Raw genomic sequence first — 22,700 nt, forward strand, 5'->3', positions numbered from 1 at the left:
TCAAGGCCCCCGCGCTGCTGCTCGGAGCGTAACGGCCGGAAGATCTTTGACGCGTCCGCGAGGGCGATGGAACAGTTGCAACGTTTGATGTAAACGTTGCATAGGAGTTTCTGATGTCGAAAGACGTGCACGGCCCCAGGGTGACCGTCGAGGGCGGCACCGTGGAGGGCCGTTTACTCGAGGGTGTCGCCTCCTTCCTGGGAGTTCCGTACGCCGCGCCACCTTTCGGGTCGAACAGGATGCGGCCCCCGCAGCCGGTGGTTCCGTGGCAGGGCGTCCGCGACGCGGGCCGCATGGGGCCGACAGCGCCGAAGGGGGACTACCCGCCTGCTTTCCGGCGGCTCTTCCTCGAGGTGGAGATCGAGGGGGAGGAGTGCCTCAACCTCAACGTATGGACGCCCGACCCCAAGGTGAGCGGCCTTCCGGTGCTGGTGTGGATCCACGGCGGCTCGTTCGCCAACGGCTCCAATTCCGTGGCGGCGTACGACGGGTCGGCCTTCGCGCGCAGCGGCGTGGTCTGCGTGGCGATCAACTACCGGCTCGCCGCGGAGGGTTTTCTCTTCCTCGGCGACGGCGCGGCCAACCTCGGCCTGCAGGACCAGGTGGCCGCACTGGAATGGGTGCGGGACAACATCGCCGCCTTCGGCGGCGACCCCGGGAACGTGACGGTCGCGGGGGAGTCGGCCGGTGCGATGAGCATCGCCACCCTGCTGGCTATGCCGTCCGCAGCCGGGCTGTTCGCCCGCGCCATCACGCAGTCCGGCGCCGCCGCCAACACGATCACTGCCGAGCAGGGGCTGGCGGTCAGCAACCTGCTGGCCGAAGCCCTCGACGTGCCGGCCACCAGGGACGCCATCGCCGCCGTTCCGCTCGACCGGCTCGTGCGTGCCGCCGCCGAGGCGGTTACCGAGGTCCAGACCAATGCCGACCCCGCCAAGTGGGAAAGCCTCGCAGGGAGCGGTCTGCCGTTCGCGCCGGTGATCGACGGCACCGTCCTGCCGGCCCATCCGCTGGACGCCGCCCGCGCCGGGACGAGCGCCCCGGTTCCGCTGCTGACGGGCTGGAACCGCGACGAAAATCGCTTGGTACTCGTGGGCATGAACATGCTCGACGCGATAGACGAATCCACCCTGCTCGCCGCGGCGGGGGCCTACGGGCTCGGGCCGGAAGCGGTGGAGATCTACCGCGCCGCGCGCCCCGGCGCGACCCCCGCCGATCTGTTCGCGGCGCTCAGCACCGACTCGTCCTACGCCCTTCCGGCCCTCCGGTATGCCGAGGCCCGCATCGCCGGGGGCACCGGGCCCACCTGGGTGTACCGCTTCGACCATCTGGAGCCGACCGACAACCACGGCTTCGGCGCTTGCCACGCGTCGGAGGTGCCGTTCGTCTTCCGGACCGAGGGCCACGACAGCGTACGGGCGCTCATCGGGGACCATCCCTCGCCGACGGCAGCCGCCACAGCGCATGAGGTGTGGGTGTCCTTCGCCCGCGAGGGCACGCCCGGCTGGGAGCCTTATGACACGACCCGCCGTCCCACGGCACTGATCTCGGAGAAGGTTCGCGTGGTCGACGATCCCGCCCCCGACGAGCGTCACGCCTGGGACGGCATCCGCTAGCTAGCGGTGGTTTGTTGACATCGGGTCGGGGCCGCAGTAGAAGGACGAGCGGGGGTGTGTGATGACCGCTCGTCGTCCGTGTCCGCCGGCTCCGGGACCGCTGGAGCAGTACGCCGCCGGCTTTGATGATTTGTTCGACTCTCTGGCCCAGCGTCGGGGTTTTCGTCAGTACCTCACGGGGTTGCCGGCGCCGCGGGAACGGAACAAAACGCTGACATGCCTGGCCGAGGCCGAGCCGGTAGCGGGAGCCCAGCACCCCGCAGTACAGCGGCTGCAGTTCTTCCTCTCCGAATCCCCCTGGGAGCACGAGCGGATCAACACCCGTCGTCTTGACGTCGGCAACCGAGCAGCGCTCAGATAAGGGGTCGTGCGGATAAACGTGCGGTCATGGTCGGCGGTTCGGGCGTTCGTCCCAGCGGTGAGTGGTCCATGCCTGCCGGATCAGGCTACGTACGGTAATGCTCGTGTCGGCGAGGTCGAAGAAGGCGTCGATGACGGTGGCGCGCCGCTCGTAGCAGCGGGCGAGCCGGTAGAAGGCGTTCTGCCAGGCATGGGTGCGTTCGACATGCCAACGCTGAATGGCCTGGATGGGCGCCTTCTCTCCTTTGTGCGCGATGCGTCCGTGCAGGCCACGTTCGTTGAGCAGCGCGCGGGTCTTGTCCGAGTCGTAGCCGGCGTCCAGGTGCACGGTGACGTCGTCGGGCAACGGCCCCAGGTCGTCCAGACGGTCCAGGGTCGGGGCGAGCAATGGGGAGTCGTGGCGGTTGGCGCCAGCCAGGACACGACCCAGTGGAATGCCGTACCCGTCCGTCATGCCCGAGCGTTTCAGACCCTGTTTGGCGCGGTCGACCGGTGAGCGACCGGCGACCTCGCCGCCTCCGGGTGCCTTGGTGATGGAGCCGTCCACGGCGATCTGGTCGAGGACGAGGCCGACGATCCGGTCGTAGGAGTCCAGCGCGATCTGCTTGAGCTGGGCGAACACGCCGAGTTGTATCCACTCGTCGCGGCGGTTGCGGATCGTGGTGGCCGAGCAGGTCGTGTCGGCGATCGCTTCGTAAGAACAGCCGAAGCGCAGCAGTTGCAGCATCTTGTCGAAGATGATCCGGTCACTGATGCGCCGGCGGTGGCAGCCGAGTGGATGGTCTGGGTGGTACTCCGGCCGCTCGGGCAGCAGGGCCATGAATTGGTCCCAGAGCGGTTCTGTCAGCCATGATGGAAGCGCGGGCACAGTTCTCCCCAGTGATCACAGAGTGCAGAGTTGTCCGGCGTCGGCCCAAGCCCCCTCTGGCAGAAGCCGCCACCGGGCCCGACCCCCACCGGCCCGGCGGCCGGCGACGTGGCCCGCGCCCCCCACCTGCCGCCCCCATGCTCAAATGCGCCGAAGGCGCGAAACGGCGCCGCAGACAACACGCGACCTCGACGCTCACTCCAGGACATGCCGCAAATAGCTTCGCGGATCCGCGAGATAACGGCGCCAGTGGTCGACCAGCGCCAGCTCGCTCCAATCCACCCGCCGCATCCCGTGCTCGCCGACCTCGACCGCGTCGCGCAGATGACCTGCCCGCCGTTCTTCACCAACTCATTGAGGTGGCCGATGAGTTCCAGGCAGGAGGCGAAGGAGAGCGCCGCCTCCGGCTCGTCCATGACGTACAGTCCGGGCTGGAGGAACTTGCCCCGGAACGCCGCGAGAAACCCCTCGCCGTGGCTGACCGAATGCGGGCGGAAACCCTCCCGGTGCAGCGCGTCCAACGCGGTCTCGGCGCGCAGGAAGAACCCCTTGCGCGCCGACCAACTGCCCAGCATCCGCCGCCCGCGCGGCGCCGCGTCTCCCCGACGAGAAACGTCACGGGCGCGGTGAACCGCAGCCCGTCCGCCAGCAACCCCCGTACACACGGCACGGACCAGGGCCACTCCTCCTCCTCGTGCGCGCCCGGGTCAATGTGTGCGTACGCACGTTCGATAATCATCGCCCGAGTCTCTCACGTGACGCTCCAGCTCCTCGCGAAGCCGGGCGAGGGTGCGATGCAGCGTGCTCTTGACCGTTCCGGCCGACACGCCGAGGGCGGCGGCCGTCTCCTCCGTGGACATCTGCTCCCAGTACCGCAGCAGGACGACACTGCGCTGCTTCGGGGAGAGCGTCCTCATGACGTCCATCAGCAGAGCCCGGTCGGCGTGCCGCTCGGTGTCGTCCTCGATGCTCGTGTCCGGCAACTGCTCAGTGGGGACCTCCCGCAGCTTTCTGGCCCGCCACCATTCGGTTCGAGTGTTGATCATGGTCCGGCGCAGATAGGCGTCGGCGAGCTGCTTGTCCGCTATGCCATCCCAGCGGTCGTACGTTCGTGCGAGCGCTGTCTGCAGAAGGTCCTGCGCGTCGAACGGGTCGGCGATCAGGCGCCGGGCAGTGCGCAGCAGAGCGTCGTGCCGACTTCGTACGTATTCCTCGAATTCCAGCGCCTCACCAAGGTGCTCGCGCACGTTCACGTGGGGCTCCTTTCCGCCGCGGGCGGGCGCCCGGCTGTGCCGGGCGCCCGCGCTGCTCCGGGATTGGTGCACGTCGGCTGGGTTCAGATGCCCTTGCCGCAGTGCCAGGAGGCGTCGCCCCAGCTGAGGTTGGCGATGCACACGCGGGACTTGTAGCCCGTGTGGTCCCAGTAGTAGCCGGTGGAGTCCTTGGTCTTACCGTCCTTCGGGACGGGGTGCTGATCGGTGATCATTTTGTAGGCCCCGCCGTGCTTGCGCTCCAGCATCATGGTGCAGCTGGTGCCGTTCCAGGACTGGACGACCCCCTGGGCGAACCAGTGACCGTTGATCTTCTTGGTGTTCATCCAGCCCTTGCAGGCGCCCCGGGTGACCACCGAGTCGGGCTCGTATCCGTCGATGTGGACGCCGTGCCGCGCCGACGCGACGGCCGCCGGCCGGTCCGTGCTCACGGCATGGGCCGGAGCCGCCAGTGCGAGTCCGCCGGCCAGGGCCGTAGTCACCGCCGCCAGGGCAATGCTCTTGTGTGCGTTCACGATCTTGTCCTCTCTTCATGGGCCGGGCCCCGATGGCTGCTGCCGTACGGATGCGGGCGTTGCCCACCCCCGTGGAGCTACGTCCGCGCTTCGCACGGCGCCGCCGTGGGGCGTTGCGCTTTCGAGTTCACCGGGGCCGGAATTGTTCGGCACCCCTGTTCCGCCACACCGATCAATTGAGGTCAGGGCCGTGGCAGGTGAGGTGCTTGCCGCAGGTTCGGACGGTGCGTAGCTTGGCGCCGGTCAATCCGTCTCCGGGGGGAGGCGGGAGGGGGGAGTGACCGATGGCGGGGCGTCCTGAGAGCCCGCTGGACCCGAGCGCGGGTCCGGTGCAGCGGTTGGCGTCGGAGTTACGGAAGCTGCGGACGGAGGCCGGAAGCCCCACCTATCGGGCCATGGCCGCGCGCACCGGCCACGGGGCGAGCACGCTGTCCGAAGCGGCGGCAGGGGAGCGGCTGCCCACCCTCCCGGTGATGCTGGCCTACGTGGAGGCTTGCGGTGGCGACCCCGAGGACTGGGAAGAGCGCTGGCGGCAGGCCACCGCCGAAGAAGCCGCCGAGCCACGCTCCGACGACGCCGCCGAGCCTCCGTACCGGGGCCTGGCCCGCTTCGAACCGGACGACGCGGCCCTGTTCTTCGGCCGCGACCAACTCATCGACGACCTGCTGCACCTGACCGCCCACCACCGGATCACCGCAGTGGTCGGCGCCTCCGGCAGCGGCAAATCCTCCCTGCTGCGCGCCGGCCTCATCCCCCGACTGCGCACCACCGACAACCCCGACTTACGCCCGGCCGCCCTGCGGATCATCACCCCCGGCGCCCACCCCCTGCCCGACCACGGGCCGCGGCTCGTCCCCAAAGAGGGCGAAGAGGCCGACACCTGGCTGGTCGTGGACCAGATGGAAGAGCTCTACACGCTCTGCGCCGACCCGGCGGAACGCACCCGGTTCATCGACCGCCTCCTGACCGCCCAGGCCTCCGACAGCCGGCTACGGGTACTGATCGCCGTACGAGCCGACTTCTTCGGACACCTGGCCGGCCACCGCCCCCTCGCCGACACCCTGCGCGACGCCACCCTCCTGGTCCCGCCCATGAACCGCGACGAACTCCGCGAGGCCGTCGTCAAGCCCGCCCAGGCGGCAGGGCTCATCGTCGAACGCACCCTGACCGCCCGCATCATCGACGAGGTCGACGGCGAACCCGGCGCCCTGCCCCTGATGTCCCACGCCCTGCTGGAAACCTGGCACCGCCGCAAGGGCCGCGCCCTCAGCCTGACCGCCTACGAAGCGGTCGGGGGCATCCACGGCGCCGTCGCCCAGACCGCCGAAGACCTCTATACCGACCTGACTCCCGACCAGGCCGCCTGCGCCCGCCGGATCCTGCTGCGCCTGGTCACCCCGGGAGAGGGCGCGCAGGACACCAGGCGGCCCGCACCCCGGGAAGAACTGGAGACAGCCACCGCCACCGCCACCGCCGCTACGGCTACCGCTACCGCTACCGCCGCCGTACTGGAGCGGCTGGTGAAGGCGCGACTGGTCATTCCCGACGGCAGCACGGTGCACCTCGCCCACGAAGCCCTCATCGCCGCCTGGCCCCGGCTACGGAAATGGATCGACGACGCCCGCGAACGCCTGCGCCTGCACCGCCAGCTCACCGAAGCCGCCTACAGCTGGCAGACCCTCGGCCGCGATCCCGGCGCGCTCTACCGGGGCACCCGACTCGCCGCCGCCGAGGAGGCCTTCCCGGTCACCGACGCGAGCAACGAACTCACCCCGCTGGAAGATGACTTCCTCACCAGCAGCTCCACCGCCCGCCACCACGAAGAGCAGGCAGCCGCCCGCACCACCCGACGCCTGCGCCAGTTCACCACCACCTTGTCGATCCTGCTCGCCCTCGCCCTGACCGCCGGACTGATCGCTTGGCAGCAGTACCGGACCAGCGAGCAGCAACGGCACCAGGCGCTCACCGCCCAGCACAACGCGCTCTCCCGCCAACTGGCCGCACAGTCGGCCGGCCTCCTGGGCTCAAACCCTGACGTGGCCTCTCTTTTGGCTGTGCAGGCATACCGAAGCAGTCCTACGAAGGAGGCCACCGCCAGCCTCTTCAGTGCCGCGGCTCTACCGCTCCAACGCCGTCTGACCGGACACACCGACATGGTGGAGTCGGTGGTATTCAGCCCCGACGGTCGCACGGTCGCCAGCGGAGGGGGAGATGGAAAGGTCCGGTTGTGGGACGCGGCGTCCGGCAGGTCGCGTATCACGCTGACAGCCCACGCCGAGGGTGTGGGGTCGGTGGCGTTCAGCCCGGACGGTCGCACGGTCGCCAGCGGAGGAGTGGACGGAAAGGTCCGGTTGTGGGACGCGGCGTCCGGCAGGTCGCGCATCACGCTGACAGCCCACACCCATGGTGTGGAGTCGGTTGCGTTCAGCCCAGACGGTCATACCGTGGCCAGCGGAGGGGGAGACGGGAAGATCCGGTTGTGGGACGCGGCGTCCGGCAAGCTGCGCACCACCTTCCCCGGAGGCACCGACGCCGTGTGGTCGGTGGCGTTCAGCCCGGACGGGCACACCTTGGCCAGCGGCAGCGACGACAAGGGCGCGCGCCTAGGGGAGGACAAGACCGTGCGCCTGTGGAACGTGGCGACCGGCAAGCTGCGCACCACCCTCACCGGAGACCCCCTGACGGTGAAGTCGGTTGCGTTCAGCCCGGATGGTCGCATGGTCGCCAGCGGAGGAGTGGACGGAAAGGTCCGGTTGCGGGACGCGGCGACCGGCAAGCTGCGCACCACCCTTTCCGGGGACCCCGGCATGTCGGTGGAGTCGGTGGCGTTCAGTCCGGATGGCCGCACCGTGGCCGGCGGAGGCTGGGAGGACGGGAAGGTCCGGTTGTGGGACGTGGCGACCGGCAAGGTGCGCACCACCCTGACCGGACACACAGATTTCGTGGTGTCGGTTGCGTTCAGTCCGGACGGTCGCACTTTGGTCGGGGCTGGCGGCTACCAGACCGTGCGCCTGTGGAACGTGGCGTCCGGCAAGCTGCGCACCACCCTCACCGGAAGCACCGGCACCGTGGATTCGGCTGCGGTCAGCCCGGATGGTCGCACGGTGGCCGGCGGAGGGGAGGACGGGAAGGTCCGGTTGTGGGACGTGGCGTCCGGCAAGCTGCGCAGAACCTTCGCCGGGCACACCGATGCCGTGGTGTCGGTGGCGTTCAGTCCGGACGGCCGCACCGTGGCCGGCGCCAGTGACGACGAGGCCGTGCGCCTGTGGGACGTGGCGTCCGGCAAGCTGCGCACCACCTTCACCGGGCGCACCGACGTCGTGAACTCAGTGGCCTTCAACCCGGACGGCCACACCCTGGCTGCCGGTATGTTCGGGGGGAAGGTCCGGTTGTGGGACGTGGCGACCGGCAAGGTGCGCAGAACCTTCACCGGGCACACCGACACTGTGAACTCGGTGGCGTTCAGTCGGGACGGCCGTACTTTGGCCAGCGGCAGTGACGACACGACCGTGCGCCTGTGGGACGTGGCGACCGGAAGGCCACGTGCCGCCTTCACCGGGCACACCGACACCGTGGAGTCGGTTGCGTTCAGTCCGGACGGCCGCACCGTGGCCAGCGCCGGCTACGACAAGACCGTGCGCCTGTGGGACGTGGCGACCGGCAAACAGCGCACCGCCCTCACCCACACCGACACCGTGGAGGCGGTGGCGTTCAGTCCGGACGGCGGCACCTTGGCCAGTGCCAGTGACGACAAGACCGTGCGCCTGTGGGACGTGACCCTCCCTCGTGCAGCCTCCTCCATCAGGAAGCTCTGCCAAGCGGTCCACAGGTCCTTCACCGCAAGTGAAAGGTCGCTCTACCTGCCAGAACAACCCACTGACCCAGTGTGCCGATCATGAGGCGCGAGGCTCTACTCGGGCGGGCCTCTAGTGGTGAGCCCTATGGTGATGAGGGGTGGAGCCCGAGCGGGGTGCTCCGCTCGGTCGCATAGAGGGGACGCATGACGTTCGAGGGCATCGCTCGGGCCGGGCGGGCCGCGTTGGGGCGGGTGCTTCTCGGTGCGGGGGTGATGGGGGAGGACTGGGCCTCGACCTTCGCCGCCGTTGACCGGGCCGCGTTTCTGCCGGAGTTGATGTGGCCGTTCGACACGCGGACACAGGGGGCCGTCGCCGTCGACAAGGCCGGGGAGCCGGACGCCTGGTTCGCCGCCGCCGACAGCGACGCGCCCATCGTGACGCAGTGGGACGACGGCGAGCACACCGGTCCCGAGCCGGGGCGGGTGTCGACCAGTTCGTCGTCCATGCCCTCCGTCGTCTACGCCTTGCTGCGGGACCTGGCCGTGGACGAGGGCATGGCCGTGCTCGACGTGGGCACCGGCACGGGGGAGACGGCCGGGGCGCTGGCGCATCGCTGTGGTGGCCGTAAGGTCACCACGGTTGAGGTGGATCCCGCCGTGTCGCGTCATGCGCGCCAGCGGCTGGGCGCGGCCGGGCTGCGGCCGGATGTCGTGCTCGGCGACGGCGCGAAGGGCTGTGCGGGCAACGCACCGTATGACCGGGTCCTGGCCACCGTCGGCCTCCGGGAGATCCCCGGAGCGTGGATCGAGCAGACGCGGCCCGGGGGCCTGATCGTCGCCCCCTGGGGCACGCATTACACCCATGCGGACGCCGTGGCCCGGCTGGTGGTCCGCCGGGACGGGACGGCGTCGGGGCGTTTCACCGGCCCCGTCGAGTTCATGAAGTTGCGCGGGCAGCGGCTGTCGCCGCCGACGCACGACCGTTACGTCATGGACGAGGGCGGTGGCGCTGATGCGTCCACCACGGGCATCCCCGAGGGCGAGTTCATCGCGCCGCCGTATTCCGCCCTCCCCTTCGCGCTGGGGCTCCGGGTACGGCATTGCGTGCAGGTCGTGGCCGCCCCGCAGGAGGGCGTGCGAGCCGTGTGGTTCTACGGGCTGACCGACCGTTCCTGGGCGTGCGTCGTGTTCCGTGCGGGGGAGGCGGAGGCGCGGGTCTGGCAGGCGGGGGAGCGTCGGCTGTGGGACGAGGTCGAGGCCGCGTACGGGTGGTGGGTCGGCCATGGCAGGCCGGACCACGCCCGCTTCGGCCTTACGGTCGGGCCGGGCCCCGCCGGTCAGCGGGTGTGGCTGGACGATCCGGCCGACTCCTGGGCCCCGTAGCCCGGTCGGTTCCTGGCCCGCTTAGCCCGGTCGGTTCCCGGGCCCCGTAGCGCCGCCGGTTCCCGGGTCCCGTAGCGCCGCCGGTTCCCGGGTCCCGTAGCGCCGCCGGTTCCCGGGTCCCGTAGCGCCGAGCGCATCGCATCGCATCGCGTCGCGCTCCTGGCGAACTGATGGGGCACCGTAAGCGGAATCGATCCGTCCTGGTAACCCGCTGTCCGCCGGGTCGCGGGGGCGCTGTGCCACGCTTGAGGCCGGTTCGCGCGCATGGTGCGGGCCGGTGATGCGAAGTGAGGGCGCGGCGTGCAGAAGCCCCGATGGAAGACCGTGGGGGGAACCCTGCTGCGGGTGGCGGCGGTGTGGGCGGTGTCCACGCTCACGATGCTGGCGCTCGCCGGGATCCTCCCCGACTTTCGCTTGAAGTCAGGTGACGGTGACAGCGCCACGCAGATCGCCATCACGGCGGCCAGCGGCGCGGGGGCCTTCGGGGTGCTCAGCGCGCTGGTGTGGCCGCTGCTCGTACGGGCGTTGCTGCTGATGCCCGCGTTGGTGCTGGGGCTCCTGGTGTTCGTGCTCAACGGCTCGATGCTGCTGATCGCCCTCAGCGTGAACCCGGACGGGCGCGGCGCCGCCGAGCCGGAGACCGCCGTCGTGGTGGCGGCCGTGATGTCCGCCGCGTCGTCGGCCACGAGCACCTTCCTGACCGTGCGGGACGACGGCGCCTACCGGCGGCGGCTGGCGCGGCTGGCCGTGCGGCGCAGGCGGCGGCTCGGTGAGGACGGGGGGAGCGACGAGCCCCCGGGGACGGTGTTCCTGCAGCTCGACGGGGTGGGGCACGCGGTGCTCCGGGAGGCGTTGCGGGAGCGCGAGAACCGGCCCCCGGTGATGCCCACCGTCGCGGGCTGGCTCCAGAGCACCCACAAGGTCACGCCCTGGCGCACCGACTGGTCCAGCCAGACCGGCGCCAGCCAACTCGGCATCCTGCACGGCTCCAACGAGGACGTGCCCGCCTTCCGCTGGTACGAGAAGAAGACCGGGGAGGTGATGGTGAGCAACCGGCCGACCAGCGCGGCGGTGCTCCAACGCCGCGCCGCCGCCCGGGCGAGACACGACGGACTCCTCACGGTGGACGGGGCCAGCCGGGGCAACCTGTTCACCGGCGGCGCCGATCAGCTGGCCCTGGTCCTCTCGGTCGCGGCGCGGCGCGGTAAGCACAACCGCTCCCGCTCCGGCTACTTCGCGTACTTCGCCGACCCCGCCAACGCCACCCGCACCGCCGTGTCGTTCCTCGCCGAGGTGGTCCGGGAGATCTGCCAGTCCACCCGCGCCAAGCTGCGCCGCGAGACGCCCCGGGTGAAGCGGGGCGGGCTGTATCCGTTCATCCGGGCGTTCGCCACCGTCGTGGAGCGGGACGTCGTGGTGACGGCGGTGATGGGGGACATCCTCTCCGGCCGTACCGCGATCTACGCCGACCTCGTGGCCTACGACGAGGTGGCCCACCACTCGGGGCCGCGCAGCCGGGACGCCCGGCAGGTGCTCGCCCGGCTCGACCGCTCCATCGCGCTGATCGCCAAGGTCGCCGAACACGCCCCGCGCGACTACCGCATCGTGCTGCTGTCCGACCATGGGCAGAGCCCCGGCGAGACCTTCGCGGGGGCGTACGGGCTGAGGCTGGAGGACCTGGTGCGGGCCGGCTGCGGGCTGCCCGTTTCGCGGCGGGCCGGGCGGACCCCGAGCGGGGCGGAGGCCCGCGAGGCGGGGCGGGCGGCGCTGCACCGTCCGGAGAAGCCCGGGGTGGACGGGGACGGGTGGTGCGGGGGGCGGGAGGCCCCCGCCGATGTCGCTGACGACGGCAGCACCGGTGACACCGCCGTATCCGATCCCATCGTGCTCGCCTCCGGGAACCTCGGCCTGATCTCCTTCCCCGACGTACCGGGGCGGATGAGCCGCGAGCAGATCGACGCCCGCCACCCCGCGCTGCTGCGCACGCTCGCCGACCACCCCGGCGTGGGCTTCGTGCTCGTACGGTCCGAGGCGCACGGCGCGGTGGTGCTGGGCGCGGACGGGGCCGAGCACCGGCTGGACACCGGTGAGGTCTTCGGGACCAGCCCGCTCACGGTCTTCGGGCCGGGCGCCGAGAGCGCCGTACGGCGCACCGCGCACTTCCGGAACACCCCCGACATCATGGTCAACTCCGCCTACGACCCGGCGCCCGGCACGGTGCACGCCTTCGAGGAGCAGATCGGCTCGCACGGCGGCCTCGGCGGGGAGCAGGGGCACCCCTTTCTGCTGTGGCCGGCCGGGCTGACCCCGCCGGTGGCGGCCGGGGAGGAACTGGTCGGGGCCGAGCGGGTGCACCAGGTGCTGCGGCGCTGGCTGGAGGAGGCGGACGGGCCCCAGGTGCCGGAGGAGGAGGCGGCGACCGCCCCTGTGGAGGTCGCGGCGGCAGAGGCCCCGGCCGCCCCGGAGGCGTCGGAGGCGTCGGCGGCGCAGACCCCTGCGGAGGCCGAGGGGCCCGCCGAGCCACGGCCGACCAAGGCGTCCGACGTCACGGCGGCGGATCTGGAGAGGGCCCCTACGGTCACGTCGGCGGGCCCCGCCGTCACGGCCGACAGCACCGTCTGAACGCACCGCGCCCGCATCGGGTGTAAGCAAGAGGTATGCGCGTTTCGCCCGACCTCACCCGCATCGGTGGGGAAACGCGGTCGAGCAGGGCGCTCTTCGCCGTCCCGCTCGTGATCATCCTGGCGGTCATGGTGATCGACCTCAACTCGCCGCCGACCGTCCACCTCGGCCCCTTTCTGATCGCGGCACCCGCGATCACCGCGTCCTTCGCGGGCGCGGGCGGGACCGCCGTGATCGGAGCCCTCGCCGTGGGGGCTCAGATCATCATCGGTGTATTGCAAGGTGGTCTGTCGACCGCCAACCACGAGGCGCAGATCGTCGTCCTGATCGTGATCTCGGGGCTGGTGACCAGCTTCCGCTACGCCACCGACCGGCACCGGCGCCGGCTGAGCCAGGTGCGCTCAGTGGCCGTGGCGGCGCAGGAGGTCCTGCTGCGGCCGCTGCCCGAACGGATCGGGGAGCTGAGGATCGCCTCGCTGTATCTCGCGGCCGACGAGGAGGCGCAGATCGGCGGCGATCTGTACGCGGCCGTCCGCACCGAGGGCGCGACCCGGCTGGTCATCGGGGACGTACGGGGAAAAGGGCTGGCCGCGATCGGTGACGCCGCCGTGCTGATCGGGGCCTTCCAGGGGTCCGCGTACCGCAATCTCTCACTGCCGGACATCGCCACCCACCTGAACAGCGCCATGTGCTGGAACTGGCGCCACGTCGGAGGTGAGGAGCGGTATTTCCTGGAGTCCTTCGTGACCGCCGTGGTGCTGGACGTCTATGACGACGGCCCGGTGACCGGGATGGTGAACTGCGGCCACCCCCCACCACTCCGGCTCCACAAGGGCGAGATCGCCACGCTGGACGTGGACGAGCCCGCGGTGCCGCTGGGCCTCGAGGAGCCGAAGGAGCGGGACTACCAGGTCGAGATGTTCCGCTTCGAGTACGGCGATCTTCTGGTGCTGCACACCGACGGGGTCATCGAGGCCCGGGACGAGAGCGGCGCCTTCTATCCGCTCCCCGAACGGCTCGCGGGCTGGAAGGGCGGCAGCCCGCAGTCGCTGGTGGACTATCTCCACGCCGATCTGCTCCGGCACACCGGCGGGGTCGTCAACGATGACGCCGCCATCGTGGTGATCGCCCGCTGCGCCTGAGCCGCTGCGCCTGAGCCGTCCCGGCTGAGCCGCCACGCCTGAGCCGCCGCCCCCTCCCGGTCTACCCCCTCGCCTCCGTGATCCGGACGCGCTCCCCCTGAGCCGAGGAAGCCTCCGGCGTCCGCCGGGACCACCGGCCCGCGATGATCGCGCACACCATCAGCTGCAGCTGGTGGAAGAGCATCAGCGGCAGGATCACCGGCCCGGCCGCGTCCCCGAACAGCACCGCGGCCATGGGCAGCCCCGTGGCCAGCGACTTGTTGGAGCCGCAGAAGACGATGGTGACGCGGTCCGCCCGGCGGAAGCCCAGCCGCCGCGCGGTGAACGACGTGGTGGTGAGGGCCAGCCCCAGCACGGCCGCGGCCAGCCCCAGCAGCGCGAGCAGCCGGGCCGGGGTGATCTGGTTCCAGATGCCCTCCGTCATGCCCCGGCTGAACGCCGTGTAGACCACGAGCAGGATCGAACCCCGGTCCAGCAGGGCGAGCACCTTCTTGTGACGGCCGATGAACGGCGCGGTCCAGCGGCGCAGCGCCTGCCCGGCGAGGAAGGGGAGCAGCAGCTGGGTGGCGATGGCCAGCAGCCCCTCGGCCGAGAAGCGGACATCCGAGCCGATCAGCCACGCCGCGAGCAGCGGGGTGACGATCATGCCGAGCAGGCTGGAGTACGTCCCCGCGCAGATCGCGGCCGGGACATTGCCCCGGGCGGTGGAGGTGAGGGCGACCGACGACTGGACGGTCGAGGGCACCACACACAGGAAGAGCAGACCGGTGTAGAGCTGGTCGGTGAGGAGGAACGGGGCGAGGCCGCCCGCGGCCAGCCCCAGCAGGGGGAAGAGCACGAAGGTGCTCCCGCCCACCACCAGGTGCAGCCGCCACTGCCGCAGCCCGTTCAGCGCCTCGCGGCTGGACAGCCGCGAACCGTAGAGGAAGAAGAGCAGCCCGATCGCGATGTCCGCGGCATCGCCGACGGCCGTGGCCGCCGCCCCGCTCGCGGGCAGCAGCGCCGCCAGCGCGACCGTCCCGAGGAGGGCGGCGACATAGGGGTCCACCGCCCTCCCGAGCCGGCCCGGCCATGACAGCGGCCAGGACCTCCGTCTCATATCAATCACCGCCCCCGGCCTGCCACGGCGGGTGGCCGATCTGCGGCAGCACCGGATCCGCGCCGGTGATGTCACCGGCCAGGACGTCGATGGCGCCTCCGCCCCCGTCGTGGTCGCTGCCCGCCGTGCCACGGCTCAGCAGCAGGGTGTTGAGGGTGCGGTCGACCTCCAGCCAGGAGTCGGCGCCGGAGTTGTCGATGACCAAGAGGCCGTTGTGCTGGTCGGAGGCCGGTGCGGCCTGCTCCGGTTCGCAGTCCTCGTCGTGCGGGGTGCCCGTGGGCGGCGGCGCCGCCTTGGCGGGGGCCGCGGGGCCCGCGCACAGCACGCTCGCGGCGGCCGCGAGGAGGAGCCCCGCCGTGGACGGACGGATCGTAAGGATGTCCTTGCGGGGCTTACGGCGCCGGCCGGGGCCGGGCCCGAGGAAGGTCGAGGACATGCGCGCGACCCTCGTCATCCGACCCTGACGGGCTGACGGTCCCCGTGGTGCCTGCTGATGTTCTTCTCCAGCAGCTCCGTGGCGCCCTTGACCCCGATGGCCCCGGTCTCCCGGGTGTCCGGCAGCCGTCCGTCCGCCGTCTTGAGATCGCTCAGCGCCCCGTCGATCGCGCCATGGGCGGCGAACAGGCACGGAGTGCTGTAGATGGCGACATCCACCCCGAGTTCGGACAGCTCGGACAGCGAGAGCCGCGGCGACTTCCCGCCCGCGATCTGATTGAACAGCAGCGGCTTGTCGCCGATGACCTTACGGACCTTGCGGATCCACTCCACACTGCGCACCCCGTCGACGAGGACGACATCCGCGTCGGTCTCGGCCAGCGCGGCCGCGCGCCGCAGGATCTCGGACTCCTCGGTGGCGTCCGTACGCGCCACCACCACCAGGTCCGTCCTGCTGTTCAGCACCAGCTGGAGCTTCTCGAGGTACTCCTCGAGCGGCAGGATCAGCTTGCCGTCGGCGTGGCCGCAGCGGCGCGGGCGCCGCTGGTCCTCCAGGATCACCCCGGAGGCCCCGGTGCGCTCCAGCCGCTGCACCACATGGCAGGCGACCTCGGGGTCCACATAGCCGTCGTCGATGTCCACGAGCAGATGGTGTTCGGGGAAGGCCAGCCGCAGCCGCTCCACGAAGGCGAGCATGTCGGGCCAGGCGATGAAGCCGATGTCGGGAAGCCCGTAATGCGATGCGGCGAACCCGAATCCGGATACGAAGAAGCCGTTGTAGTGCCGTGCGGCGATGGACGCCGAGTACATGTCGTAGATGCCGATGAGAGGAGTCGTGGGGGAAGAACTGATGGACTTTCGGAGGGCATTGCCGTAGAGCATGATGTCCCCTTGAGTTCGGCGCCTTTCGGCGCTGCGTGACGGGTTGTGTGATGGTGTGGATAGGTCTGGCGAAGGCCAAGTTTCGGTAAAGCAACCCGCCGGGTGTTCCTGAAGATGCCTGCCCCGGCTCGGGCCGGGGTCGAACGTTCCTTGAGCGCCGCGGCCATCGCCATGGGTGGTCTGCGACACGCCGGGCATGCCGCGGTGGTCGTCGGGTATGCGCAACAAGCCTGTCCACTGAAAAGAGTTGCTTGTGCCTGTCCAAACCGATGCCGAAGCCCACGCGTCCGCGCCCTCCCGGCACCGCCTGCTCTGGCGTGCCGTCCGGCGGCGCAAGAACCCTCCACTGCGTCGGAGCGACATCACGGTCACCGAGGAGAAGACCGTCCGGAAAGCGGTGAAGGCCGCCGCGCTGGGAAACGCCATGGAATGGTTCGACTTCGGGATCTACAGCTATCTCGCGGTCACCATCGGTAAAGTGTTCTTCCCGTCCGGCAATGGCACGGCCCAGGTGCTCTCCTCCCTGGCGACTTTCGCGGTGGCCTTTCTGGTGCGTCCGGTGGGAGGTTTGTTCTTCGGGCCGCTGGGCGACCGGATCGGCCGTAAGAAGGTCCTGTCCTTCACCATGATCATGATGGCGTCCAGCACACTCGCCATCGGACTCATCCCCGGCTACGCCGCCATCGGCTTCTGGTCCCCCGCGCTGCTCATCCTGTTCCGTATGCTCCAGGGTTTCTCCACCGGCGGGGAATACGGCGGCGCCTCGACCTTCATCGCCGAATACGCGCCCGACAAGCGCCGTGGCTACTACGGCAGCTTTCTGGAGTTCGGCACGCTGATCGGCTACACCTCGGCGGCCGGACTGGTGACCATCCTCACCGTGACGCTCACCGACTCCTCGATGGATTCCTGGGGCTGGCGCATTCCGTTCCTGGTCGCCGCGCCGATCGGTCTTGTCGGTCTGTATCTGCGGCTGAAGCTGGATGACACCCCCGCGTTCCAGAAGCTGGAGGACGAGGGCTCCACCAACGCGGCCGAGCGCGAAAGCCTGCCGTTCTGGCGGGTGTTCCGCACCCAGTGGCGTGCGATGGCGCTGTGCATCGCGCTGGTCGCCGCGTACAACATCACCGACTACATGCTGCTGTCCTACATGCCGACGTATCTGTCGGACACCCTCCACTACAGCAGCACCAGCGCCCTGGTCTCGATCATCATCGTGATGCTGGTGCTGATGGCGGCCATCACCTTCGTCGGCCGGTTCTCCGACCGCATCGGCCGCAAGCCCGTGCTGATGGCCGGCTCGGTCGGCTTCCTGGTGCTCGCCGTGCCCTGCTTCCTGCTCATCAAGCAGGGCGGGACCGTCCCGGTCTTCGCCGGGCTGCTGCTCCTGGGGCTGTGTCTGCTGCCGTATGTGAGCGTGATGTCCGCATCGCTGCCCGCGCTCTTCCCGACGAATGTGCGCTACGGCTCGCTCTCCATCGCCTTCAACATCTCCGTCTCGCTCTTCGGCGGCACCACACCGCTGGTGACCGAGGGCCTGATCAGCAGCACCGGGGACGATCTGATGCCCGCCTACTACACGATGCTCGCGGCGGTCGTCGGCATCATCGCCGCCGCCGTGATGAAGGAGACCGCCCGTAAGCCGCTGGAGGGTTCGCCGCCCGCCGTGGCCACCAAGGAGGAGGCCATCGCGCTCGTGGAGTCCCAGCGGTCCTGAGTCACCCCGGCTTCCATTACCCCGGCATACCCCGGCCTACCCCGGCCTCCATTACCTCCGGCTCCATTACCTCGGCGGTAATCGACCCCCGCGCACGGCGGCGGCAGGGTTGAGGCATCGGGTTCCGGGCCGGCGCCCTCCGGTCCGGGATCCGTTCCCACCAGGGGATTTCATGGAGGAGTGACCAGATGACGCAGTACGACACCGCCGTCGCCCGCTACTTCGAGGCTTGGAACGCCACCGGCCCCGAGGCCCTCGCCAAGGCCGTGGCCGCCGCCTGGACCGAGGACGGCGGCTACACCGACCCGCTGGCGCAGGCGCGTGGCCATGAGCAGCTGGCCACCGTCATCGCCGGGGCCCGGGAGCAGTTCCCCGGCCATGAGTTCCGGCTCACCGGCGCCGTGGACGGCCACCACGACATGGCCCGCTTCACCTGGGAGCTGGTCTCCACGGCCGATGGCTCCGCCCCGGTCGCCGCGACCGATGTGATCACCCTGGCCGAGGACGGCCGGATCCGCTCCGTCCTCGGCTTCCTGGACCGGGTCCCCACGAGCGGCTGAAAAACCGCGTCTCTACGGCCGGCTGAACCGGCCCAGGGCGGCGGCGGTCTCCGGGTCGGCCGGGAGGAAGGTCTCGATGGCCAGCTCGGAGACCGTGACGTCCATGGGGGTGTTGAAGGTCGCGATCGTCGAGATGAACGACAGCACCTCCCCGCCGTGCTCGATCATCATCGGCAGCGCGAAGGGCGGGGTGTCCCCGGCGGTCGCCGTCTCCCGGCCGCCGGTCCCGGGCAGCGGATAGGCCGCCACCTCGTCGTACAGCGCGCGCAGCGGCGTGGAGCGCATCAGCGCCAGCTGCCGGTCCATCTGGTCCAGCAGATGGCCGCGCCATTCGCGGAGGTTGCGGATGCGCGGGGCGAGCCCCTCGGGGTGGAGGGTGAGGCGCATCGCGTTCAGCGGGGGCCGCAGCAGATGCTCCGCCACCCCCTCCAGGAGCGCCGCGATGCCACGGTTGGCCGCCAGCACCTCATAGGTGCCGTCCACCACCAGCGCCGGATACGGCTCATAGCCGGTCAGCAGCCGCTCCAGCGAGTCGCGCAGGGCGCTCATCGACGGGTCGTCCACCGACCGCTCCGGATAGTGCGGGGCGTAACCGGCGGCGATCAGCAGGGCGTTGCGCTCGCGGACGGGGACGTCGAGGTGGTCGGCGAGCCGGAGCACCATCTCCTGGCTGGGCCGCGACCGGCCGGTCTCGATGAAGCTGATGTGGCGGGCCGAGGAGTCGGCGCGCAGCGCGAGCTCCAGCTGGCTGATCCGGCGGCGGTCCCGCCACTCGCGCAGCAGTGTGCCCACCCGGGGCGGCGCGGCAGTCGTCATGACCTGAAGGTAACCGACGCCGGGCGGGGCCCATGGCAGGGTGGAAGGGCCACCGGTCACCCGCGACGAAGGGATGTGTCATGGCGGTCGAGCCGCTCACCGACCAGGAGATCCGGCGACGTCTGGAGCAGCTGCCCGGCTGGTCGTTCGCGGACGACCAGCTTTTCCGGACGTATGTGTTCAAGGGCCATCCACAGGCGGCCGGGCTGGTGGCGGAGATCGCCACCATCCAGGAGGAGCTCGACCACCACTCCGACCTCACCCTCGGCTACAACAAGGTGGGCGTCACGGTGAACACCCACAGCGTCGGCGGCAAGGTGACCGCGCTCGACTTCGAGCTCGCCGGCCGGATCGAGGAGATCGCCCCGCAGCACGGCGCCCGTGCCGACTAGGGGGCTGGCGGATCTTGGCGCCTGCGGCGGGCTGTTCCCCTCCCCGCCCCTTCCCTCAACTGGGGCTCCGCCCCAGACCCCGCTCCTCAATCGCCGGAGGGGCTTGACAGGCGGGGCTCCGCCCCAGACCCCGCTCCTCAAGCGCCGGAGGGGCTGGAGGGGCTGGAAGGCGGGGCTCCGCCGCGTGGTCCGCCGGACACCGCGTAGACCGGCCGGCGGGCCCCGGGGTCACCCCCGGGCGTGCCGGAAGCGGGCCAGCCCCGCCTGGAGGTCCACGAGCGGGTCCGGGTAGTCCAGCCGGTTCCGCTCGGCCTCCGGCAGCCGCCAGGGCGTATGGACGCCGGAGCCGGTCACCCCGGCCAGCTCCGGCACCCAGCGCCGCACATACGCGCCGTCCGGGTCGAACCGCCGGGCCTGCGCCAGTGGATTGAGGACCCGGTTCGGGCGGGTGTCGGTGCCGGTGCCCGCCGCCCACTGCCAGTTCAGCTGGTTGTTGGCCACATCCCCGTCCACCAGCAGCTCCAGGAAGTGCCGGGCGCCGATCCGCCAGTCCTGGTAAAGCGTCTTGGTGAGGAAGCTCGCCACCAGCAGCCGCGCCCGGTTGTGCATCCAGCCCTCGTGGCGCAGCTGCCGCATCCCCGCGTCCACCAGCGGATAGCCGGTGCGCCCCGCCTTCCAGGCCGCGACCTCCGCCGCGTCCTCGCGCCACCGGTCGCCCCGCGGGCGGTAGTCGGCGTACGAGGCGTCCGGCCGGGCGGCCAGCACCTGGTGGTGGAAGTCCCGCCAGGCCAGCTGCCGTACGAAGGCGTCGGCACCAGCGCCGCCCGTCTCCCGCGCCCGGTGCACCAGCTCCACCGGGGACAGACAGCCGAAGTGCAGATACGGGGAGAGCCGGGAGGTGGCGTCGCCCGCCAGATCGTCCTGCCGGTCGGCGTAGCTCCCCAACCCCGACCGCCACCAGGCGCGCACCCGGCGGCGGCCCGCCGTCTCCCCGCCCTCGGGCAGCCCGGGGGAGGGGCTGCCCGGGGCGAGCGAGGCGACCGCCGCCACCGGCTCCGAGCGCAGCCCGGACGGCACGCTCACCGTGCGCGGCGCGGTGAGCGGCCTGCGCTGCCCGGCCCGCTGCCAGGCGCGGAAGTACGGGGTGAAGACCGCGAAGTGGTCCTTGCCCGCCGGGGTCACCTCGCCCGGCTCCACCGCCGTCACCACCGCGCCGTGCACCCGCAGTCGCCGTCCGTCCGCCTCCAGCGCCTCGCGCAGCCGCCGCTCGCGGCGGGTGGCGTAGCCGCTCACCCCGCCGGCGATGTGCACCTCGTCCGCGTCCGCCTGCCGCGCCGCCCGCAGGATCTCCGCCACCGCGTCCCCCCGGCGGACCACCAGCCGCCCGTCGCGCTCGCGCAGCCCCGCGTCGAGATCGGCCAGGGCGTCCGCGAGGAACGCCACCCGGTTGGGGACCGCGAACCCCGTCCGGGCCAGGCCACGGTCCACGACGAACAGCGGCACGACCCGCTCGGCGGCGCGCAGCGCGGCGCGCAGCACGGGGTTGTCGGACAGCCGCAGATCGGAGGTGAAGACGGAGAGGGACGTGCTCATCCCTCTCCCTTACCCCACCCGGCCCCGCGGATCGGCGGCTTCGCGCCCCGTGTCACCCGATGCCTTCTGACAACGCCCGATGTCGTCCGCTCACGCCGAGGGGAACGTCAACAGGACCAGCGGATCGCTCGTCGGGGCCTTCGACCCTCCGGCGGGCTCGACCGTCACCCCCATGGCCGACGCCTTCCCGACCGCGCCGCTCATGACCGCCGCCGTGTTCCGGCCCGAGGAGTCCATCAGACCGGCCGGGCGCATCGTGCCGCCGTCGCTGAACCACAGCTGGTAGATCCGCCCGGCGGGCGGCTCGGGCAGCCCCGAGGCGAGGAACACCGCCTTGTTCAGCCCGCGCGAGACCACCACCGTGCCGGTCGAGCCGTCCGCCATCCGGCCGCTGCGGCTGTGCGCGTCGGGCGCGGCCAGCACCTGGGTCATCTCCTCCGCCTGGGCCACCCGCTGCTCGGAGCGGCGGGCGGTGTCGCGGGCGTCGGACGCCTGCCGGTACTGCCATACCGCGGCCCCGCCGCATACGGCGGCAGCGGCCACACAGGCCGCCAGCGCGAAGTTCATCGCCCGCCGCCCGGTGCGCCGCCGGGGGCCCGCGTGGGACTCCCGGGCCTCCCGCGCCGCCACCCGGGGCGGCTCCTGGCGGACCGTGGCGATCCGCCGCAGCACATCGTCCTTCATCGTCGGCGGCGGGGTCAGGGACGTGGCCACCGCCAGCTTGGCGGCGGTCTCCCGCAGCTCCCGTACCTCCTGACGGCAGGCGTCACAGACCGCCAGATGCCGCTCGAACTCGCTCAACTCCCGCCCCGACAGGGCGTTCACCGCGTACGCCCCGGTCAAGGTGTGCAGATCCGCTCTGGTCATGCGCCGACCCCCATGCAGTCCCGGAGCCGGATGAGCCCGTCCCGGAGTCTGGTCTTCACGGTCCCGAGCGGCAGCGACAGCAGCTCCGCCACCTCACGGTAGGAGCGGCCCCGGTAGTAGGCGAGCGTCACCGACTGCCGCTGCAGCTCGGTCAGCGTCCGCATGCACCGGCGCACCTGCTCGCGTTCGAGCCTGGCCTCCACCTGCTCGGTCACCTCGTCGAACGCCGGGGTACGGGACAGCAGCGCGGCGCGCTCCTCGCGGTCGGAGGCGGCCTGCGCCGAGCGCACCCGGTCCACGGCGCGCCGGTGCGCCACCGTCATGATCCAGGACATGGCGCTGCCCCGGCCCGGTTCGAACCGCGCCGCGGACCGCCACACCTCGACCAGGACCTCCTGGGTGACCTCCTCGGCCTGGGCCGGGTCGCGCAGCAGACTGCGCGTCAGCCCCAGGACCGGCCCGCTGACGGCGTCGTAGAGGGCCGCGAACGCGTTCTGGTCCCCCCGGGCCACCATCTGGAGCAACTCTTCGAGGTCCGGTCCGCGCGCGGCGGGTCCGCCGATATACACGGGTTCTCTCACGGGCCGTCCTTCCGGGAACGATGCGGCGCACACGGAGGTGTCGTACCTCATTCGTCGCCCGGACGGGTGCGGATTGGTCAAGGTGCTCCGAACACATCAAGGTGCGCCGGTGAACGTCGAGGAGTGCTGGTCACATCAAGGTGCGCCGGACACGCGTGAGGCCGCCGCGGTCCGCTCGACCGCGG

Annotated in this window: 18 protein-coding genes and 2 pseudogenes; 9 read left to right on the forward strand and 11 right to left on the reverse strand. The window is 71.1% G+C overall.

Annotated features, from left to right (window positions below):
* The first annotated feature begins 113 nt into the window (after positions 1–113).
* A complete protein-coding gene (locus tag JK364_RS28695; RefSeq protein WP_201854237.1) occupies positions 114–1,616 on the forward strand; it encodes a carboxylesterase/lipase family protein in 1,503 nt (500 codons plus the stop codon).
* Positions 1,617–1,677: 61 nt separating this feature from the next.
* Positions 1,678–1,953, forward strand: a pseudogene (locus JK364_RS58500) (IS701 family transposase); the annotation flags it as partial.
* A gap of 48 nt (positions 1,954–2,001) precedes the next feature.
* On the opposite strand, the gene JK364_RS28705 reads toward JK364_RS58500, so the two are convergent.
* The 4 genes and pseudogenes from JK364_RS28705 to JK364_RS28720 all read right to left on the reverse strand — a co-directional run bounded on the left by JK364_RS28705 (position 2,002) and on the right by JK364_RS28720 (position 4,630).
* The gene (locus tag JK364_RS28705) at positions 2,002–2,844 is read right to left on the reverse strand and encodes an IS5 family transposase (protein ID WP_201854238.1); all 843 of its coding nucleotides are present in this window, start codon (positions 2,842–2,844) and stop codon (positions 2,002–2,004) included.
* A gap of 195 nt (positions 2,845–3,039) precedes the next feature.
* A pseudogene (locus JK364_RS28710) lies at positions 3,040–3,583 on the reverse strand (AAA family ATPase).
* The gene (locus JK364_RS28715; protein WP_201854239.1) at positions 3,552–4,097 is read right to left on the reverse strand and encodes a SigE family RNA polymerase sigma factor; all 546 of its coding nucleotides are present in this window, start codon (positions 4,095–4,097) and stop codon (positions 3,552–3,554) included. The pseudogene JK364_RS28710 and the gene JK364_RS28715 overlap by 32 nt, the downstream one beginning before the upstream one ends.
* 83 nt (positions 4,098–4,180) lie before the next feature.
* Positions 4,181–4,630, reverse strand: coding sequence for a hypothetical protein (locus JK364_RS28720; RefSeq protein ID WP_201854240.1), 450 nt, complete (start codon positions 4,628–4,630; stop codon positions 4,181–4,183).
* A 284-nt stretch (positions 4,631–4,914) separates the two neighbouring features.
* Between JK364_RS28720 and JK364_RS28725 the strand changes: the two genes are divergently transcribed.
* The 4 genes from JK364_RS28725 to JK364_RS28740 all read left to right on the forward strand — a co-directional run bounded on the left by JK364_RS28725 (position 4,915) and on the right by JK364_RS28740 (position 13,573).
* On the forward strand, positions 4,915–8,529 hold the full coding sequence (locus tag JK364_RS28725) for an nSTAND1 domain-containing NTPase (protein ID WP_201854241.1): 3,615 nt from the start codon (positions 4,915–4,917) through the stop codon (positions 8,527–8,529).
* Positions 8,530–8,630: 101 nt separating this feature from the next.
* Positions 8,631–9,809 carry a methyltransferase domain-containing protein gene (locus JK364_RS28730; protein WP_201854242.1) on the forward strand — a complete coding sequence of 393 codons (1,179 nt, stop codon included), beginning with the start codon at positions 8,631–8,633 and terminating at the stop codon, positions 9,807–9,809.
* 300 nt (positions 9,810–10,109) lie between these two features.
* The gene (locus JK364_RS28735) at positions 10,110–12,431 is read left to right on the forward strand and encodes a phage holin family protein (RefSeq protein WP_307841407.1); all 2,322 of its coding nucleotides are present in this window, start codon (positions 10,110–10,112) and stop codon (positions 12,429–12,431) included.
* A 35-nt stretch (positions 12,432–12,466) separates the two neighbouring features.
* Positions 12,467–13,573, forward strand: a complete 1,107-nt coding sequence (locus tag JK364_RS28740) for a PP2C family protein-serine/threonine phosphatase (protein ID WP_201854243.1) — start codon at positions 12,467–12,469, stop codon at positions 13,571–13,573.
* 61 nt (positions 13,574–13,634) lie between these two features.
* Here JK364_RS28740 and JK364_RS28745 read toward each other — a convergent pair whose 3' ends face one another.
* The 3 genes from JK364_RS28745 to JK364_RS28755 are packed head-to-tail and all read right to left on the reverse strand — an operon-like array spanning position 13,635 to position 15,989.
* On the reverse strand, positions 13,635–14,672 hold the full coding sequence (locus JK364_RS28745; protein WP_201854244.1) for a bile acid:sodium symporter family protein: 1,038 nt from the start codon (positions 14,670–14,672) through the stop codon (positions 13,635–13,637).
* A gap of 1 nt (position 14,673) precedes the next feature.
* Complete coding sequence (locus JK364_RS28750; protein WP_201854245.1) at positions 14,674–15,108, reverse strand: hypothetical protein; 435 nt, start codon at positions 15,106–15,108, stop codon at positions 14,674–14,676.
* 14 nt (positions 15,109–15,122) lie between these two features.
* Entirely contained in the window at positions 15,123–15,989 is an 867-nt protein-coding gene (locus JK364_RS28755; protein ID WP_201854246.1) for an isocitrate lyase/PEP mutase family protein, read from the reverse strand.
* A 253-nt stretch (positions 15,990–16,242) separates the two neighbouring features.
* On the opposite strand from JK364_RS28755, the gene proP reads away from it, so the two are divergent.
* Positions 16,243–17,706, forward strand: coding sequence for a glycine betaine/L-proline transporter ProP (gene proP, locus JK364_RS28760; protein ID WP_201854247.1), 1,464 nt, complete (start codon positions 16,243–16,245; stop codon positions 17,704–17,706).
* A 188-nt stretch (positions 17,707–17,894) separates the two neighbouring features.
* Positions 17,895–18,266, forward strand: coding sequence for a nuclear transport factor 2 family protein (locus tag JK364_RS28765; RefSeq protein WP_201854248.1), 372 nt, complete (start codon positions 17,895–17,897; stop codon positions 18,264–18,266).
* A gap of 12 nt (positions 18,267–18,278) precedes the next feature.
* Here the strand turns inward: JK364_RS28765 and JK364_RS28770 are convergent, their stop codons facing one another.
* The gene (locus tag JK364_RS28770) at positions 18,279–19,082 is read right to left on the reverse strand and encodes a helix-turn-helix domain-containing protein (protein WP_201854249.1); all 804 of its coding nucleotides are present in this window, start codon (positions 19,080–19,082) and stop codon (positions 18,279–18,281) included.
* Between the two features lie 80 nt (positions 19,083–19,162).
* Between JK364_RS28770 and JK364_RS28775 the strand changes: the two genes are divergently transcribed.
* Positions 19,163–19,474 (forward strand): 4a-hydroxytetrahydrobiopterin dehydratase, encoded by a 312-nt coding sequence (locus JK364_RS28775; protein ID WP_201854250.1) that lies wholly within the window; start codon positions 19,163–19,165, stop codon positions 19,472–19,474.
* A gap of 228 nt (positions 19,475–19,702) precedes the next feature.
* Here JK364_RS28775 and JK364_RS28780 read toward each other — a convergent pair whose 3' ends face one another.
* From JK364_RS28780 to JK364_RS28790, 3 genes are all read right to left on the reverse strand, one after another.
* Positions 19,703–21,067 (reverse strand): cryptochrome/photolyase family protein, encoded by a 1,365-nt coding sequence (locus tag JK364_RS28780; protein ID WP_201854251.1) that lies wholly within the window; start codon positions 21,065–21,067, stop codon positions 19,703–19,705.
* 90 nt (positions 21,068–21,157) lie between these two features.
* Positions 21,158–21,934: an anti-sigma factor gene (locus tag JK364_RS28785; protein WP_201854252.1), complete on the reverse strand. Its 777-nt coding sequence runs from the start codon at positions 21,932–21,934 to the stop codon at positions 21,158–21,160.
* The gene (locus JK364_RS28790) at positions 21,931–22,515 is read right to left on the reverse strand and encodes a sigma-70 family RNA polymerase sigma factor (protein WP_164432216.1); all 585 of its coding nucleotides are present in this window, start codon (positions 22,513–22,515) and stop codon (positions 21,931–21,933) included. The genes JK364_RS28785 and JK364_RS28790 overlap by 4 nt, the downstream gene beginning before the upstream one ends.
* Positions 22,516–22,700 lie beyond the last annotated feature (185 nt).

Origin of the sequence: Streptomyces endocoffeicus, from assembly GCF_016741935.1 — a bacterium.
Classification (GTDB): domain Bacteria; phylum Actinomycetota; class Actinomycetes; order Streptomycetales; family Streptomycetaceae; genus Streptomyces; species Streptomyces endocoffeicus.